Source organism: Aquabacterium sp. (genome assembly GCF_044226965.1).
Classification (GTDB): domain Bacteria; phylum Pseudomonadota; class Gammaproteobacteria; order Burkholderiales; family Burkholderiaceae_C; genus Pseudaquabacterium.
Window position 1 is genome coordinate 22,489 of sequence record NZ_JBGAGA010000058.1, and the last position, 16,653, is coordinate 39,141.

The window sequence follows — 16,653 nt, forward strand, 5'->3', positions numbered from 1 at the left end:
CCTTGGCGCTGCCCGTTGTCGAGCGGCAGAATCTGACAGCGGCGCGGAGGGTCCGTGCGAACACGGGACATGACGGCGGCCAGCGGCAAACGCACCTTCTCGCAATCCAGGCGGACCATCGTCAAGGTGCTCGCGCTGGCGCCGGTCGCTGGCCCGGCCGCCGTGGTCGCCGCCGGCCCGGACGCCTCGGCCATTGCCGTTCTCTACCCCGACATCGGCGAGCCGTATCGCAGCGTCTTCACCAAGATCATCGAAGGCGTCGAGCAGCAGGCCAAAGGCAAGGTGGCCAGCTTCGCGATCGGCAACGCCGCGGTCGGGCCGGACCTGGGGGCCGAGCTGCGCCGGCGTGACCTGCGCGCCGTGATTGCTCTGGGCCGCAACGGGTTGAAGGCTGCCGCGGCGCTCGAACGCACGATGCCGGTGGTGGCTGGCGGCGTGCTGTCTGTGCCCGAGGCGGAGGCCAGGGACCTGCTGGTGCACAGCCTGACGCCGGACCCGGCCCTGCTGTTTGCCCGCCTGCGCACGCTGGTGCCGGGGGTTCGGCGCGTGGCAGTGGTCTACGACCCGCGCCAGAACGCGTGGCTGATGAAGCTCGCCCGCGAGGCCGCGCGGGCACAGGGGCTGGAACTGCTGGCGGCCGAAGCCGAAGACCTGAAGTCGGCCCTGCGCGCCTACCAGGCGGCGCTGCCCGGCCTCGAATCGCGGCGCGACGCGCTGTGGCTGCCGCACGATTCGGTCACCGTCGACGAATCGGCCGTGCTGCCGCTGGTGCTGCAGGAAGCCTGGGATCGCAGCTTTTCGGTGCTGTCGAGCAGCGTCGCCCATGTGCGCCGCGGCGCGCTGTTTTCGCTGTACCCGGACAACGCGGCGCTGGGCCGCCGGCTGGGCGCGGCCACGCTGGCGGCGCTGAGCGCCAACACGCGGCCGGTGGGGGTGCAGCCGCTGAAGGACGTGCTGATCGCCGCCAACGTGCGCACCGCCAACCACCTCGGGCTGAACTTCGCCAGCGGACAGTTCGCCTTCGACATGGTCTTCCCGGAGTCATGAGCCGATGAGTACCGAAGCAGTTGGGTCCTCGGGCCAGCCAGCCGCCGGGCGGGGGCTTCAGCGCAGCACGTTCCGGCGCCAGCTCGGCGGACTGGTGGCCGCCGGCGTGCTGGTGATCGCGCTGCTGTCGTCGCTGATGAGCTCCTGGCAAGCCAGCCGCGAGATCCGCAACACGCTGGTGGAGCAGGGCGAGCGCATCACCCAGAGCCTGGCCACCCAGAGCACGCTGGCGCTGTTGTACGGCGCGGCCGACAACGCGAGCGAAGCGGTGCACACGACCCAGGCCTTCCCCGACGTGGTGGGCGTGGAGGTGCGCCATGCCAGCGGCGCGGTGTTGCTGTCCAAGGGCATGCCGGAGGCCTTGCCCGGTGCCCCCGTACGCCCGCAGGCCGAGCCGCGCCAGGCGCATCTGGCCGGGGAGACCGGCGATGCCTGGCATTTCTCGGCACCGGTGTGGTCGCGCCGCGCCAACGATTCGCCCTTCGTCGTGGCGGCACAGCCGGAAGAGCTATTGGGCGAAGTACGCGTCGTGCTGAGCAAGAGCACGCTGACCCGGATGATCGCCAAGGTGTTCCTCACGAACATGGCGGTGTCTGTGCTGTTCGCGCTGCTGCTGCTGCTGGTGGTGCGCTGGTTCGCCGAACGCCTGATGCGGCCGCTGCAGGCCTTGTCGCAGGCCATGGCGCGCGCCGAGCGCGGTGAGGCCGAGGTCCATGCCGAGGTGACTGGTGCGCGCGACATCGGCGCGATGGCCCAGGCCTTCAACAGCATGATCTCCGCGCTGCGCCAGCGCGAGGCCGAGCTGCAGCATCACCGCGATCACCTGGAAGAGCTGGTGGCCGAACGCACCACCGAGCTCAGCCTCGCCAAGGATCGCGCCGAGGTGGCCAACATGGCCAAGAGCGAGTTCCTCGCGCGCATGAGCCACGAGCTGCGCACCCCGCTCAACGCCGTGCTGGGTTACGCGCAGCTGATGCAGATGGATGCCGGCCTCACCGAGCGCCAGCGCAAGGGGCTGGCCACGATCCAGACCAGCGGCGAGCACCTGCTGACGCTGATCGTGGACATCCTCGACCTGTCGCGCATCGAGGCCGGCCGCACCGAGCTGCGCCCGGTGGTGGCCGACCTGCACGCGATGCTGGCGGGCGTGGCGGACATCATCGGCATCAAGGCGCTCGAGAAGCGCCTGAGCTTCCAGCTCGAAATGGCGCCCGAGGTGCCGGGCAGCATCGTCGTCGACGAGCAGCGGCTGCGCCAGGTGCTGCTGAACCTGCTGAGCAATGCGGTGAAGTTCACCGACCGTGGCCAGGTGGCCCTGGTGGTGCGGGAGGTGGGGCAGGAGGAGTCGCTGGTGCGGCTGCGCTTCGAGGTGCGCGACGAGGGCGTGGGCATCGATCACCAGCACCTGGAAAACATCTTCGAACCCTTCGAGCAGGTGGGCGACCTGCAGCGCCGCTCGGGCGGCACTGGCCTGGGCCTGGCGATCAGCCGGCAGCTGGTGCGCTTGATGGGCAGCGAGGTGCATGTGGCCAGCCAGCCCGGTGTCGGCAGCGCGTTCTGGTTCGAGCTCGTGGTGCCGCTGCGCCAGGTCGGCGCGGGCGAAGGTGCGCCGCGGCGCAGCGTGGTCACCGGCTATGCCGGGCGCCGCCGCCGCATCCTGGTGGCGGACGACGTGTCGGCCAACCGCAATCTGCTGTGCGAGATGCTGGGGGCGCTGGGCTTCGAGGTCGAGGAGGCGCACCACGGGCAGGAGGCGGTCGATCAGGTGCTGGACCGTCCTGCCGATCGCCGGCCCGACCTGGTGCTGATGGATTCGGTGATGCCGGTGCTCGATGGCATTGCCGCGACCCGCCGCATCCGCGAGCGCTTCACCGCGTCCGACCTGCCGATCATCGCGGTGTCGGCCAATGCATCGACGGAGGATCGCACGCGCTGCCTCGACGCAGGCGCCACTGCCTTCCTGCCCAAGCCGATCGAGCGGGCGAGCCTGATCGAATCCCTCGGCCTGCAGCTGCGCCTGCACTGGCTGACCGAACTGGCGAACGCCCCGGCCAGCGTGCCGGATCCGGCCAGCGCAGTGCCCAGCGATTCGGCGGGCTGATCAGACCAGGCCGTCGAACATCAGCACGTCGACCAGATCGCCGGCGGCCACGTGGCCCTGGTGGTGGTGCAGCACCACCAGGCCGTTGGCCTCGCTCATGCTGCGCAGGATGCCCGAGCCCTGGCTGCCGGTGATGGCCACCTGCCAGCGCCCGTCGTCGCCGCGGCTGACGATGCCACGCTGGTATTCGGTGCGGCCGGCCTTCTTGCGCAGGCCGGTGGTGCAGGCGGCCTGCAACAGCGGCAGTGGCTCGGCCGTGGCGCCACTCATGCAGCGCAGCGCATCGCGCACGAAGGCGTAGAAGGTCACCATCACCGCGACCGGGTTGCCGGGCAGGCCGAAGAGGATGGCCTGGCGTTCGCCGCCAATGCGCCCGATGGCCATCGGCCGTCCCGGCCGCATCGCGATCTTCCAGAACAGCACTTCGCCCAGCTCAGCCATGATCCGCTTGGTGTGATCGGCCTCGCCGACACTGACGCCGCCGGACGTGATCACCGCATCGGCATTTGCCGCGGCCTGCGTGAAGGCTTCGCGCAGCGCGGCCGGATCGTCGCGCACCACGCCGAGGTCGATCACATCGACGCCCAGGCGCTGCAACATTGCCCAGATCGTGTAGCGGTTGCTGTCGTAGACGCAGCCTTCGGCCAGGGGCTCGCCGATCGAACGCAGTTCGTCGCCGGTGGAGAAGAAGGCAACGCGCAACCTGCGGAACACCGGCACCTCGGCCTGGCCGAGCGAGGCCAGCATGCCCAGGTCGGCCGGTCGCAGCAGCCGGCCCGCGCGCAAAGCCGTTTCGCCGAGCGCCAGGTCTTCGCCGCGCAGCCGCCGGTTGTCCCCGGTGCGCACGATGCCGTGCGGAATGCTGACGCGGCCGTCCCCCGCGGCGCTGGTGAACTCCTGCGGCACCACGGTGTCCAGGCCATCGGGCATCACCGCACCGGTCATGATGCGCACGCAGTGGCCCGGCGGCACCGCGCCGCTGAACTGCTGGCCGGCCAGGCCGGTGCCGGCCACCGGCAGGAGGGTCGGGCCCTCGTCGGCCAGGTCCATGCCGCGCAGCGCGAAGCCGTCCATCGCCGAGTTGTCGTGCGAAGGCACGTCGATCGTCGACATCACGTCGCGCGCCAGCACCCGCCCCAGCGCGCTGCGGATCGGCAGCATCTCGACCGCCTGCACCCGCGGCACCAGGCGGGCGATGAACTCCTGGGCCTGGGCCACCGGCAGGGCGTTCGGGTCATAGCCCGAAATGCAGGAGGCGATGTGTTCGAGGCTCTCGTTCATGCTCACCCGCCGATGTAGTGCATCTCGACACGCCGCTCGGCCGCGGCCACCTGACCCTGGCCGCGCAGCTCGGAATAACGGTCATCGCGCGCGGCCCAGAGGGCGCCGAGCGCCGAGCTGATCTCCTCGTCGCTGCGGCCACCGCGCAGCAGCGCGCGCAGGTCGTGGCCACCGCTGGCGAACAGGCACATGAAGAGCTTGCCCTCGGTGGACAGGCGGGCGCGGTTGCAATCGCGGCAGAAGGCCTGCGTCACGCTGGAAATCAGTCCGATCTCGCCGGCGCCGTCGGCATAGGCCCAGCGCTCGGCCGTTTCGCCTGGCGCAGCGGCCGACAGCGACTGCATCGGCCAGCGCGCCCGCAGCCGCGCCAGCACCTCGGCCGAGGGCAGCACCTCGTCCATGCGCCAGCCATTGCTGGCGCCGACATCCATGTACTCGATGAAGCGCAGCACGATGCCCGAGTGCCGGAAGTGAGCGGCCATGGCTTCGATCTCGTGATCGTTGGTGCCGCGCTTGACGACCATGTTGACCTTGATCGGCCCGAGGCCGGCGGCCTGCGCGGCTTCGATGCCGCGCAGTACCTCGGCCACCGGGAAATCGACGTCGTTCATGCGGCGGAACACGGTGTCGTCCAGCGCGTCAAGGCTGACGGTGATGCGCTTCAGGCCGGCGGCCGCCAGGGCCCGGGCCTTGCGGGCGAGCACCGAGCCGTTGGTCGTCAAGGTCAGGTCCAGCGCCTGGCCGTCGGGGGTGCGCAGCTGGGCCAGCATCTCGATCAGGCCCTCGAGGTGCTTGCGCAGCAGCGGCTCGCCGCCGGTCAGCCGCAGCTTGCGAACGCCATGGCCGACGAAGATGCGCGCCAGCCGCGTGATCTCCTCGAAGCTCAGCAGCGAGGGTTGCGGCAGGAACACGTAGTCCCGGTCGAACACCTCCTTGGGCATGCAGTAGCTACAGCGAAAGTTGCAGCGGTCGGTCACCGAGATGCGCAGATCGTGCAGCGGCCGGCCGAGCCGGTCGGCCAGCAGGCCATCGGCCGGTGCCAGGACGGCCGGGATGGCAGGCACCGGAGCGGCGTAGCGCAGGTCGGCCAGCGGAATGACGGTTTCGCCCATGGCGCGGATTGTGACGCGATGACCGCCTGCAGCCCCGACAAGCCTCAAGCCCGCCCCCGCTCGCGGCCGGGGCTTGCAGCGTCCCGGGGGCTCAGCGGCTGGTGGTGGGGGTGGCGACCACGGTGGCCGCCACGGCGCTCATGTCCGCGCGGCGGGCGCCGGTGAAGCGGCGCGACCAGTAGGACTCGCGCATGTTCTCGATGCGCACCTCACCGCCGGCGCGAGGCGAGTGGATGAACTTGTCGTCGCCGATGTAGATGCCGACGTGCGAGAAGGTGCGGCGCATGGTGTTGAAGAACACCAGGTCGCCGGGCTTGAGCTCCTCGCGGGTGATCTTTTGCAGCAGGCCGGACGAGGCCTGCTCATCGGCACGGCGCGGCAGCACCAGGCCGATGCTCATTTCGAAGATGTGGCGGGTGAAGCCACTGCAGTCGAAGCCGGCTTCTTCCGAGTTGCCGCCACGGCGGTAGGGCACGCCCAGGAAGTTCATCGCCGACATCACCAGCTCGGACGTGGTGTCGCGCACCTGCTGCACCAGCGCGGAATTCTCCAGCGGCTTCAGCAGCTTGCGCTCGACCAGCAGGTTCATCACCGGGTCGGCGGGCGCTGGCGCGGGCGTGGCGGCCGCTGTCGGCTGGGCTGCCGGGGCCTCTGGCGCAGCCTGCGCACAGGCTGCAGCCAGCGCAAGACTCAGGAGGCACAGGGAACGCTGCAAACGCATCGAGGAAGGTGGCTGGGGAAGGGAACGGGCGCGGGACTGGAGGATACCACCCCCTGAACAGGGGGCTGCATCCGGCCGAACCCGGGGCGGCCGGCGGCCTTGCGGCGGGTCAAGCCCGCCAGCCCTGAGGCTCGGGAGTCAGTGTGCTGTCAGTGCCGGCGCATGCAATGCGCGGCGATCAATTTCTGGAGACAAGCGCCATGGCCGTCTATGCCGACTTCTACCGACGCTCGATCGACGACCGCGACGGCTTCTGGCGCGAGCAGGCCGCGCTGATCGACTGGGAGACTCCGTTCACCCAGGTCTGCGACCACAGCCGGCCGCCGTTCGCGAACTGGTTCGTCGGCGGCCGCACCAACCTGTGCCACAACGCGGTCGATCGCCACGTCAAGACGCGGGGCGACCAGCCGGCGCTGATCTGGGTATCGACCGAGGTCGAGCAGGAGCGCGTCTACAGCTTCGCGCAGTTGCAGGCCGAGGTGCAGCGCATGGCTGCGATGCTGCTGTCACTGGGCGTCAAGGCCGGCGACCGGGTGCTGATCTACATGCCGATGATTCCCGAGGCAGCCTTCGCGATGCTGGCCTGCACGCGCATCGGTGCGCTGCATTCGGTGGTGTTCGGCGGCTTCGCCAGCGGCAGCCTGGCCAGCCGCATCGACGACGCACGCCCCACCGTCATCGTCAGCGCCGATGCCGGCAGCCGTGGCGGCAAGGTGGTGGCCTACAAGCCGCTGCTGGACGAAGCGATCCGCCAGGCCAGCCACCAGCCGGCGCGGGTGCTGATGGTCGACCGCGGGCTCGCGCCCTTCGAGCGCGTGGCTGGCCGCGATGCCGACTACGCAGCGCTGCGAGAAGAGTTCCACGACGCGGTCGTGCCCTGCACCTGGGTCGAGTCCACGCACCCGAGCTACACGCTGTACACGTCCGGCACCACCGGCAAGCCGAAGGGCGTGCAGCGCGACACCGGCGGCTACGCGGTGGCACTGGCGGCGTCGATGAAGCACATCTTCTGCGGGAACCCCGGCGAGACCTACTTCTCCACCAGCGACATCGGCTGGGTCGTCGGCCACAGCTACATCATCTACGGCCCGCTGATCGCCGGCATGGCCACGCTGATGTACGAGGGCCTGCCGACGCGGCCCGACGGCGGCATCTGGTGGCAGCTGGTCGAGAAGTACAAGGTCACGGTGATGTTCAGCGCGCCCACCGCGGTGCGCGTGCTGAAGAAGCAGGACCCCGCGTTGCTGACGAAGTACGACCTGTCCTCGCTGCGGGCGCTGTTCCTCGCCGGCGAGCCGCTGGACGAGCCGACCGCGAAGTGGATCGCCGAAGGGCTGGGCAAACCGATCATCGACAACTACTGGCAGACCGAGACCGGCTGGCCGATCCTGACCATCGCCAATGGCGTCGAGCGCAGCCCCTCCAAGTTCGGCTCGCCGGGGGTGCCGATGTACGGCTACGACCTGCAGCTGATCGACGAGACCACCGGTGAGCCGGTGACCGGCGCCCACCAGAAGGGCGTGGTGGCCATCGCCGGGCCGCTGCCACCCGGCTGCATGCAGACGATCTGGGGCGACGACGAGCGCTTCGTCAACACCTACTGGCGCAGCATCCCGGGCAAGCTGCTGTACAGCACCTTCGACTGGGGCATCCGCGACGAGGACGGCTACTACTTCATCCTCGGCCGCACCGACGACGTGATCAATGTCGCCGGCCATCGCCTGGGCACGCGGGAGATCGAAGAGAGCATCTCCAGCCATCCGAACGTCTCCGAGGTGGCCGTGGTCGGCGTGGCCGACCAACTCAAGGGCCAGGTGGCGATGGCTTTCGCGGTCCTGAAGGATGCTTCGCAGGCGGCCGATGCCACGGCCGCGCTGAAGCTCGAAGGCGAGATCATGAAGCTGGTCGATCAGCAGCTGGGTGCGGTGGCGCGGCCGGCTCGGGTGCGCTTCGTCAGCGTGCTGCCGAAGACCCGCTCGGGCAAGCTGCTGCGGCGGGCCATCCAGGCGGTGTGCGAGCAGCGCGACCCCGGCGACCTGACGACCATCGAGGACCCGAGCGCGCTACAACAAATTCGCGATCTGGTGTCCGCAGCCTGAACCGCTGGATCGGCGGTTCGTCGCATCACGCCGGCATCGGCCCGGCGCGCCGTTAGCATCTCGGCCCTGGACTTCCGGGGACCCCGATGTTGCACAAACCTTTGGCGCGCTGGTGCGCGCTGCTGACGCTGTCGCTGGCCACGAGCCTGGCGGCCGCGCAAACCAAGCCTCGCATCGAGAAGGCGGCCGACCTGCCGCGCTTCAGCTACAGGATCGAGGGCAAGCTGGAGGACGTGGTGCGCTCGCCCGAGCGCTTCGCCGCCTTCGCCGCCAACCTGCGGCGCGACACCGAGAGCGTGCTCTCGGGCTATGACATCCCGGACAAGGGCACGCAGCGCGACCTGATCGGCACGCTGGCTGCGCTGGACTTCCTGGCCGGCCAGTACGACAGCTCGCTGGCGCGCCTGGAGCAGGTGCGCGCGCTGCAGGACAAGCCCGCCGACAAGCTGATCTCCGGCCTGCGCCTGCGCGCGATGGCCACGGCGGCCAAGAGCCATCCCATCGGCAGCCCCGGCTATGCCAAGGCGGTGGCCGAGTACATCCAGCGCGAGCTGGCGCCGCTGCCCTTCGCGGTGATCGAGAACGACATCAAGAGCGGCAAGGCCGGTGCCGAGCTGATCGGCGAGGCGCTGATCCTGGGCCGCGTGCGCGAAGCCTGGCAGCCCATCGTCGACACCAATGGCGCGCTGAGCAGCGACTTCGCGCCCGGCCTGGTCAATGCCCGACTGGCGCTGACCGCCGTGCTGCCGCTGAAGCAGACGCTGGTCGACACCTATGGCACCTACCTGGCCGCCCACAAGGTGCAGAAGCCCGACATCTGGGCCGCGCGCGAGATCGTGATGCCCAGCCTGCCGGCCGGCCGCACCGTGATGGTGGGGGTGTGGGACAGCGGCGTCGACACCAAGCTCTATGGCGCCCAGCTGCCGCAGCCGGCCGTGCCGCCGATTGCCTTCGACAAGTACGCCAGGCTGGCACAGGGCGAGCTGATGCCGATTCCGCCCGCACTGCAGAGCAGGCTGCCGCAGATGATCGGACGCACCAAGGGTTTTTCGGACCTGCAGTCGAACATCGACAGCCCCGAGGCCAGCCAGGTCAAGCAGCTGCTGTCGACCCTGCCGCCGGACCAGTACAAGAGCACGGTCGAGGAGATCGGCCTGGCCGGCAACTACGAGCACGGCACGCACGTGGCCGGCATCGCGCTGGCCGGCAACCCCTACGCGCGGCTGGTCGTGGGTCGCATGGAATTCAGCTACACGCTCAAGCCGGACCCCTGCCCGAGCCGCGAGCAGACCGAGCGCGAGGCCGTGCAGTACCAGGCCACGGTCGATCACTTCAAGCGCTATGGCACGCGGGTGGTCAACATGAGCTGGGGCGGCAGCGTCGGCTCGATCGAGAGCGACCTCGAGCAATGCGGCATCGGCAAGACGCCCGACGAGCGCAAGAAGCTGGCGCGCGAGTACTTCGACATCGGCAAGAAGGCGCTGACCCAGGCCATGGCCAGCGCGCCGGAGATCCTGTTCGTCGCCGCGGCCGGCAACAGCAACAGCGACGCGAGCTTCGCCGAGGACATGCCGGCCGACATCGTGCTGCCGAACCTGCTGACCGTCGGCGCGGTGGACCGTGCCGGAGATGAAGCACCGTTCACCAGCTACGGCCCCACCGTCAAGGTGCATGCCAACGGCTACCAGGTGGAAAGCTTCCTGCCGGGCGGCCAGCGGGTGGCGCTCTCGGGTACCTCGATGGCGTCGCCGCAGGTGGCCAACCTGGCCGGCAAGCTGCTGGCGGTGAACCCGAAGCTGAAGCCGACCGAGCTGATCAGCACCATCGTCAGCACGGCCGAGCGCAGTGCCGACGGGCGGCGCAACCTGATCCATCCGAAGAAGGCGCTGGCGGCGGTGCAGGCCGCTGCGGGCGAATGAGGCGAGGCGCAAGCATGCTGATAAAAGGCACTTCCCATCGCCTGACAGCCGTGGCCATGGGCCTGGCACTGGGCGGCGCCGCTTTGGCAGCCACACCGACGCTGCCCGGGCCGCCCTTCCCGAACTACGCCAATGGCGACGCGCTGAAGGCGTCCTGTGACGCCGGGCTGAAGCGGGCCACCGAGCACCTGCACCGGCTGGAGCAGCGGACGGTCGACGCCGGCTGGCTGGCGGCCATGGACGCGTTCAATGCCGAGATCGAGGACCTCGGCAATGCCGACCAGTTCCTGTCGGCCGTGCACCCTGACAAGAGCGTGCGCGACGCTTCCGAGGCCTGCGAGCTGCGCTGGAGCGAGTTCGCCACCGCGCTGGGCCAGAACGAGGTCCTGTTCGAGGCTGCGCGGAAGTTCAAGCCGCGCGATGCGATCGACCGTGAAATGGTCAAGACCCTGCTCGAAGGCTTCGAGGACGCCGGTGTCGCGCTGCCGGCCGAGCAGCGTGTGCAGGCCAAGAAGCTGGCCGACCGCATTTCGGAACTGGGCGTGGAGTTCCAGCGCAACATCCGTGACGAAGGCGTGCGTGTGCCCTTCACCGAGGCCGAGCTCAAGGGCGTGCCGGAATCGGTGTGGAAGAACGCCAAGCGCGACGACGCCGGACGCGTGCTGCTGGGGCTGGACTATCCGACCTTCTTCCCGTTGCAGCAGACCGCCGAGCTCGAGGCGACGCGCGAGCGCATGTGGCGCGCCAAGATCAACGAGGGCGGCGAGAAGAACCTGAAGGTGCTGGCCGAGATCGTGCAACTGCGCAAGCAGTACGCGGCGCTGTTCGGCGCCACGAGCTGGGCCGAGTTCACCTTGCGGCGGCGCATGGCCGGCAACGTGGCGAAGGCGCAGGCCTTTCTCGCCGACGTGAAAGGTGCGGTGCAGGAGCGCGAGCGGCGCGAGATCGAGGACCTGCGCCGCGCCAAGGCCGAGCACCTGGGTCTGCCGGTGGAGCAGGTGCACGTCGAACGCTGGGACCTGCAGTTCTACACCGAGCGCCTGCGGCGCGCGCGCTTCAGCGTCGACCAGAATGCCTTCCGGCCGTACTTCCCGCCGCAGGAAAGCCTGCAGTTCTGCCTGCGCCTGATCGAGCGGCTGATGGGCGTGCGCTACGAGCGCGTGGAAGGCGTTGCGCTGTGGCATCCGGAGGTGCAGGCCTATCGCGTATCAGACGCGGCCAGTGGCAAGCCGCTGGGCTCGCTGTTGGTCGACCTGTACCCGCGCGACGACAAGTACAACCATGCGGCGCAGTGGAGCCTCCGCAATGCGGCGACGGCGACCGGACGGCCGTCGCTGGCGGCACTGGTGGTCAACTTCGACCGCAAGGGGCTGACGCTCGATGAGCTCGAGACCCTGCTGCATGAGCTGGGCCATTCGGTGCACACCAATCTTTCGGCCACGCGCTACTCGCAACAGGCGGGCACGACGGTGAAGCGCGACTTCGTCGAAGCCCCGTCGCAGATGCTGCAGGACTGGGTCTACGACAAGCAGGTGCTCAAGCTCTTCGGCGAGGTCTGCCCCAGCTGCAAGCCGGTGCCCGAGGCGATGATCGAGCAGGCCAGGGCCGCGAAGGACTACGGCAAGGGCGTGCGCGAAAGCCGGCAGCAGCTGTTCGCCAGCTATGACCTGGCCTTGTACGACGGCCAGGCACGTGACCCGATGGCGCTGTGGGCCGAGATGGAAGGCGCCACGCCGCTGGGCTACGTGAAGGGCTCGATGTTCCCGGCCGGCTTCGCGCACATCGCCACCAACTACAGCGCTGGCTACTACGGCTACCTGTGGAGCCTGGTGGTGGCGATGGACATGCGCACGGCGTTCGGCGGCAACCGGCTCGATGCCAAGGTGGGCAAGCGCTACCGCGACATCGTGCTCGCCAACGGCAGCCAGAAGCCGCCGACCGAATTGGTCAAGCAGTTCCTCGGCCGCGAGTTCAATGCGAAGGCGTTCTTCGACGACCTGAAGAAATAGCCCCGCAGGGCCGCCGGCAGGCGGCCGGGGCTACAGCACCTCCGAGGCGAAGTCGGCGAGGCGGGAACGCTCGCCGCGCGCCAGCATCACGTGGCCGGAATGCGGCCAGCCCTTGAAGCGGTCGACCGCGTAGGTCAGGCCCGAGGAACCCTCGGTCAGGTAGGGGGTGTCGATCTGCGCCAGGTTGCCCAGGCAGACGATCTTGGTCCCGGGGCCGGCGCGGGTGATCAGCGTCTTCATCTGCTTGGGCGTGAGGTTCTGCGCCTCGTCGATCAGCACGAACTTGTTCAGGAACGTGCGCCCGCGCATGAAGTTCAGGCTCTTGATCTTGATCTTCGAGCGCACCAGGTCCTGCGTGGCCGCGCGGCCCCATTCCCCGGCCGAGCCGTCGCCGCGCGCCAGCACCTCGAGGTTGTCGTCCAGCGCGCCCATCCACGGGCCCATCTTCTCTTCTTCCGTGCCGGGCAGGAAGCCGATGTCCTCGCCCACCGGCACGGTGACGCGGGTGACGATGATCTCGGTGTAGCGGCGGTCGTCCAGCACCTGGCTCAGGCCGGCGGCCAGCGTCATCAAGGTCTTGCCGGTGCCGGCGGTGCCGGTCAGCGAGACGAAATCGCACTCGGCATCCATCAGCAGGTTCAGCGCGAAGTTCTGCTCGCGGTTGCGCGCAGTGACGCCCCACACCGAGTTCTTGGCATGGGTGTAGTCCTTCAGGGTCTTCAGCACCGCGGTCTTGCCGGTGATCTCGGTGACGCGGGCGTACAGCGCGGCCGCGCCCGGCGACTCGAGGAAGACGAACTGGTTGACCATCAGCGCCGGCACCAGCGGGCCGCTGATGCGGTAGAAGGTCTGCCCGCCTTGCTGCCAGCTTTCCATGGTCTTGCCATGGCGCTCCCAGAAGTCACCGGGCAATTGCAGCACGCCGGTGTAGAGCAGGTCGCCGTCCTCGAGGACCTTGTCGTTGAAGTAGTCCTCTGCCGCCAGGCCCAGCGCGCGGGCCTTGACCCGCATGTTGATGTCCTTGGACACCAGCACCACGTCGCGCCCCGCATGCTGCTCGCGCAGGCTCTTCACCACGCCGAGGATCTGGTTGTCGGCCTTGCCCTGCGGCAGGCCATCCGGCAGCTTGATGTCGAACAGCGTGGTCTGGAAGAACAGCTTGCCGCCGGCATCCTTGTGGCCGGTCTTGGCCAGCGGAATGCCGGACTTGGGGTCGAGCGCGCTGTCGGTGGCCAGCGCGTCGAGTTCCCGACTGACCTGGCGCGCATTGCGCGCGACCTCGCTCATGCCCTTCTTGTGCCCGTCCAGTTCCTCCAGCGTGATCATCGGCAGGAAGACGTCGTGCTCCTCGAAGCGGAACAGGCTCATCGGATCGTGCATCAGCACGTTGGTGTCGAGCACGAAGAGCTTGGGCGGCCCGTCGCCGCGCGGCTTGCGGCTGCGGGGCCTGGGCGCCGCAGCCAGGCTGGGGGCCTTGGTCGGCATCGGGCTGGTGGCGGGCTTGGCCGCGGGCACCTTCGCCGGCGCGGCGGCAGAGGCCGCGGCGTCGTGCAGGTTCAACGAGCCCGTCGCAGGCTCGGCCACGGCAGTGGTCTTCAGGCTTTTCTTGTCGGTGCGGGGCGCGGCCTGCGCTTCGAAGTCAACGGGGGTCAGCAGTGCGGCTTTGGTGGCAGGCGGCTTCGGCAGTGGCATGGACGACGGCGGTGGCGAAGGAAAGAGACAAACAAAAAAGCCGCACAGTCGACTGTGCGGCTTTGGCCTTCAGGTGAAACGCGGTGGGCGACTCACAAGCATGAATTGATGATACACAAGCCCCGCGGTCGCGATGTTGCAAAGACGTGACGGGTTTGCGTTGAAGGCTCAGGCCGCCTTCTTCAGGTCCTTGACGGCCTTCAGCACTTCGTCGACATGGCCTGCCACCTTGATGCCGCGCCACTCCGCCCGCAGCACACCCTGGGCGTCGATCAGGAAGGTGCTGCGCTCGATGCCCTTGACCTTCTTGCCGTACATGATCTTGTTCTTCACCACGCCGAACATGTGGCAGAGCTTCTCTTCGGTGTCGGCAATCAGCTCGAACGGCAGCTCGAGGTTCTGGCGGAACTTCTCGTGCGAAGCCATGTTGTCGCGCGAAATGCCGAACACCACCGCACCGGCCTTCTGAAAGTCCTTGTGCTTGTCGCGGAACTGCATTGCTTCGGTGGTGCAACCGGGGGTATGGTCCTTCGGGTAGAAGTACAACACCACCGAGTGGCCGGCAAACGCCTGCGGCGTGAACTTCACGCCGCTGGTGGCTTGCGCTTCGAAATCGGGCAGGGCTTTGTTGAGGACAGGCGTCATGAGCGGGTGTGGTGGTCAGACGTGGCGCCCCATTCAGGCAGGTGCGTCGGAAGCTCGGGCGGACGATTCCGGCGTGTACTTGGGGGCGTAACCCGTGATTATAAAGTTCCGGCGTGCGCCCAATGACCGTCTGCAGGGAAGGGTATCCCTCATGCAGCGTCTGGCGAGAGCAGCAGCGCCGCCACGGCCGCCCGTCCTTCAGCCACCAGCACATTGAAGGTGCGGCAGGCAGCGCCGGTGTCCATGGTTTCGACGCCAATGCGGCGCTCGATGAGGGCCCGCGTCAGCGCGGGCGACACGAACTTCAGCCGCGGCCCGCTGCCAAAGATCACCAGCTCCGGCTTCAGCGCCAGCACCTGCTCGAAGTGTTCGGCCGTCAGCTCCTGCGGCAGGCTCGGCGCCCAGGGCTGCACCGAGCCCACCCACGGCACCAGCAGGCTGTGCTGGAAGCGCGTCTGGCCCACCCACAGCTCGCCGGCATCCTGGCGGGTGATGACGTTGGTGCCGGCAAGTTGGTCGGGCTGGAATTTCACGGGGCAATGAAGATGGCGGGCCGGCGGCGATGCACCAGATAAAATTATAGTTTTTGCGCCGCAGCATCATCCTGGTGCGGGGCATTGCAGGAGTCCCGTGCGTTGAAGCCGATCACCAAGTCCACCAAGCTCGCCAGCGTCTGCTACGACATCCGCGGCCCGGTGCTCGACAAGGCCCGCCAGATGGAGGACGAGGGCCAGAAGATCATCAAGCTGAACATCGGCAACATCGCCGCCTTCGGCCTGGAGCCGCCGGACGAGATCGTGCAGGACATGATCCGCAACCTGCCGCACACGGCCGGCTACACCGACAGCAAGGGCCTGTTCGCGCCACGCAAGTCGGTGGTGCACTACTCGCAGGAAAAGCAGATCGCCGGCGTGACGGTGGACGACGTGTACCTCGGCAATGGCGCGTCCGAGCTGATCACGATGAGCCTCAACGCGCTGCTGGACACCGGCGACGAGATCCTCGTGCCGGCGCCGGACTACCCGCTGTGGACGGCCTCGGTGTCGCTGTCCGGCGGCCGACCAGTGCATTACATCTGCGACGAGCAGGCGGGCTGGCTGCCTGACCTGGACGACATCCGTCGCAAGATCACACCCAATACGCGCGGCATCGTCGTCATCAACCCGAACAACCCGACCGGCGCGCTGTACCCGACGGAGCTGCTGCAGGAGATCGTCGAGATCGCGCGCCAGCACCAGCTGATCGTGTTCGCCGACGAGATCTACGACAAGACGCTGTACGACGGCAATGTCCACACCAGCATCGCCTCGCTGGCCGACGACGTGCTGTTCATCACCTTCAACGGCCTGTCGAAGAACTATCGCAGCTGCGGCTACCGCGCCGGCTGGATGATCGTCTCGGGCGACAAGCGGCATGCCAAGGACTACATCGAGGGCCTGAACATGCTCTCGTCGATGCGGCTGTGTTCGAACACACCGGGGCAGCTGGCGATCCAGACGGCGCTGGGCGGGTACCAGAGCATCAAGGACCTGGTGGCGCCGGGCGGTCGGCTGTGCCGGCAGCGCGACCTGGCCTACCAGCTGCTGACGCAGATTCCGGGTGTCTCGGTGGTCAAGCCCAAGGGCGCGCTGTACATGTTCCCGCGGCTGGACCCCAAGATGTACCCGATCACCGACGACCAGCAGTTCGCCTACGAGCTGCTGGCCGAGGAGAAGGTGCTGATCGTGCAGGGCACCGGCTTCAACTGGATCGCCCCGGACCACTTCCGCCTGGTGTTCCTGCCCAATTCCGATGACCTGACCGAGGCGATCGGCCGCATCGAACGCTTCCTGGCGCATTACCGCAAACGCCATTCCCAGTGAGAGAGAAAGAGCTTCGTATGAAACCCATCCAGGTCGGCCTGCTCGGCATCGGTACCGTTGGCTCCGGCACCTTCAAGGTGCTGTCGCGCAACCAGCAGGAGATCCGCCGGCGCGCCGGCCGCGGCATCGAGATCACGATGGTCGCGGACCTGGACGTGGCGCGCG

General features: G+C 68.3%; 12 protein-coding genes and 1 pseudogene. 7 read left to right on the forward strand and 6 right to left on the reverse strand.

The genetic code is table 11. The features are described from left to right. Positions 1-69 precede the first annotated feature (69 nt). Together ACILR4_RS21420 and ACILR4_RS21425 are read left to right on the forward strand one after the other, a co-directional pair. Positions 70-1,047 carry an ABC transporter substrate-binding protein gene (locus ACILR4_RS21420; protein ID WP_395702909.1) on the forward strand — a complete coding sequence of 326 codons (978 nt, stop codon included), beginning with the start codon at positions 70-72 and terminating at the stop codon, positions 1,045-1,047. Between the two features lie 4 nt (positions 1,048-1,051). After that, the gene (locus tag ACILR4_RS21425) at positions 1,052-3,148 is read left to right on the forward strand and encodes an ATP-binding protein (protein WP_395702910.1); all 2,097 of its coding nucleotides are present in this window, start codon (positions 1,052-1,054) and stop codon (positions 3,146-3,148) included. On the opposite strand, the gene glp is transcribed toward ACILR4_RS21425, so the two are convergent. The 3 genes from glp to ACILR4_RS21440 all read right to left on the reverse strand — a co-directional run bounded on the left by glp (position 3,149) and on the right by ACILR4_RS21440 (position 6,130). Then, a complete protein-coding gene (gene glp / locus ACILR4_RS21430) occupies positions 3,149-4,429 on the reverse strand; it encodes a gephyrin-like molybdotransferase Glp (protein ID WP_395702911.1) in 1,281 nt (426 codons plus the stop codon). A 2-nt stretch (positions 4,430-4,431) separates the two neighbouring features. Then, positions 4,432-5,541, reverse strand: coding sequence for a GTP 3',8-cyclase MoaA (gene moaA, locus ACILR4_RS21435; RefSeq protein ID WP_395702912.1), 1,110 nt, complete (start codon positions 5,539-5,541; stop codon positions 4,432-4,434). A 91-nt stretch (positions 5,542-5,632) separates the two neighbouring features. Then, positions 5,633-6,130: a C40 family peptidase gene (locus tag ACILR4_RS21440; protein WP_395702913.1), complete on the reverse strand. Its 498-nt coding sequence runs from the start codon at positions 6,128-6,130 to the stop codon at positions 5,633-5,635. Between the two features lie 332 nt (positions 6,131-6,462). Here ACILR4_RS21440 and ACILR4_RS21445 point away from each other — a divergent pair, with 332 nt between their 5' ends. The 3 genes from ACILR4_RS21445 (at position 6,463) to ACILR4_RS21455 (ending at position 12,289) form a co-directional block, all read left to right on the forward strand. Next, positions 6,463-8,361: a propionate--CoA ligase gene (locus ACILR4_RS21445; protein WP_395702914.1), complete on the forward strand. Its 1,899-nt coding sequence runs from the start codon at positions 6,463-6,465 to the stop codon at positions 8,359-8,361. An 86-nt stretch (positions 8,362-8,447) separates the two neighbouring features. Further along, complete coding sequence (locus tag ACILR4_RS21450; RefSeq protein WP_395702915.1) at positions 8,448-10,280, forward strand: S8 family serine peptidase; 1,833 nt, start codon at positions 8,448-8,450, stop codon at positions 10,278-10,280. Between the two features lie 56 nt (positions 10,281-10,336). Beyond that, positions 10,337-12,289 (forward strand): M3 family metallopeptidase, encoded by a 1,953-nt coding sequence (locus tag ACILR4_RS21455; protein ID WP_395702916.1) that lies wholly within the window; start codon positions 10,337-10,339, stop codon positions 12,287-12,289. Positions 12,290-12,319: 30 nt separating this feature from the next. Here ACILR4_RS21455 and ACILR4_RS21460 read toward each other — a convergent pair whose 3' ends face one another. From ACILR4_RS21460 to ACILR4_RS21470, 3 genes are all read right to left on the reverse strand, one after another. Then, a complete protein-coding gene (locus ACILR4_RS21460) occupies positions 12,320-13,981 on the reverse strand; it encodes a PhoH family protein (protein ID WP_395702917.1) in 1,662 nt (553 codons plus the stop codon). A 168-nt stretch (positions 13,982-14,149) separates the two neighbouring features. Continuing rightward, a complete protein-coding gene (locus tag ACILR4_RS21465) occupies positions 14,150-14,626 on the reverse strand; it encodes a peroxiredoxin (protein WP_395702918.1) in 477 nt (158 codons plus the stop codon). A 149-nt stretch (positions 14,627-14,775) separates the two neighbouring features. Beyond that, entirely contained in the window at positions 14,776-15,159 is a 384-nt protein-coding gene (locus tag ACILR4_RS21470) for an Mth938-like domain-containing protein (protein ID WP_395702919.1), read from the reverse strand. Positions 15,160-15,261: 102 nt separating this feature from the next. On the opposite strand from ACILR4_RS21470, the gene ACILR4_RS21475 reads away from it, so the two are divergent. Continuing rightward, the gene (locus ACILR4_RS21475; protein ID WP_395702920.1) at positions 15,262-16,488 is read left to right on the forward strand and encodes a pyridoxal phosphate-dependent aminotransferase; all 1,227 of its coding nucleotides are present in this window, start codon (positions 15,262-15,264) and stop codon (positions 16,486-16,488) included. A gap of 17 nt (positions 16,489-16,505) precedes the next feature. Then, positions 16,506-16,653, forward strand: a pseudogene (locus ACILR4_RS21480) (homoserine dehydrogenase); the annotation flags it as partial.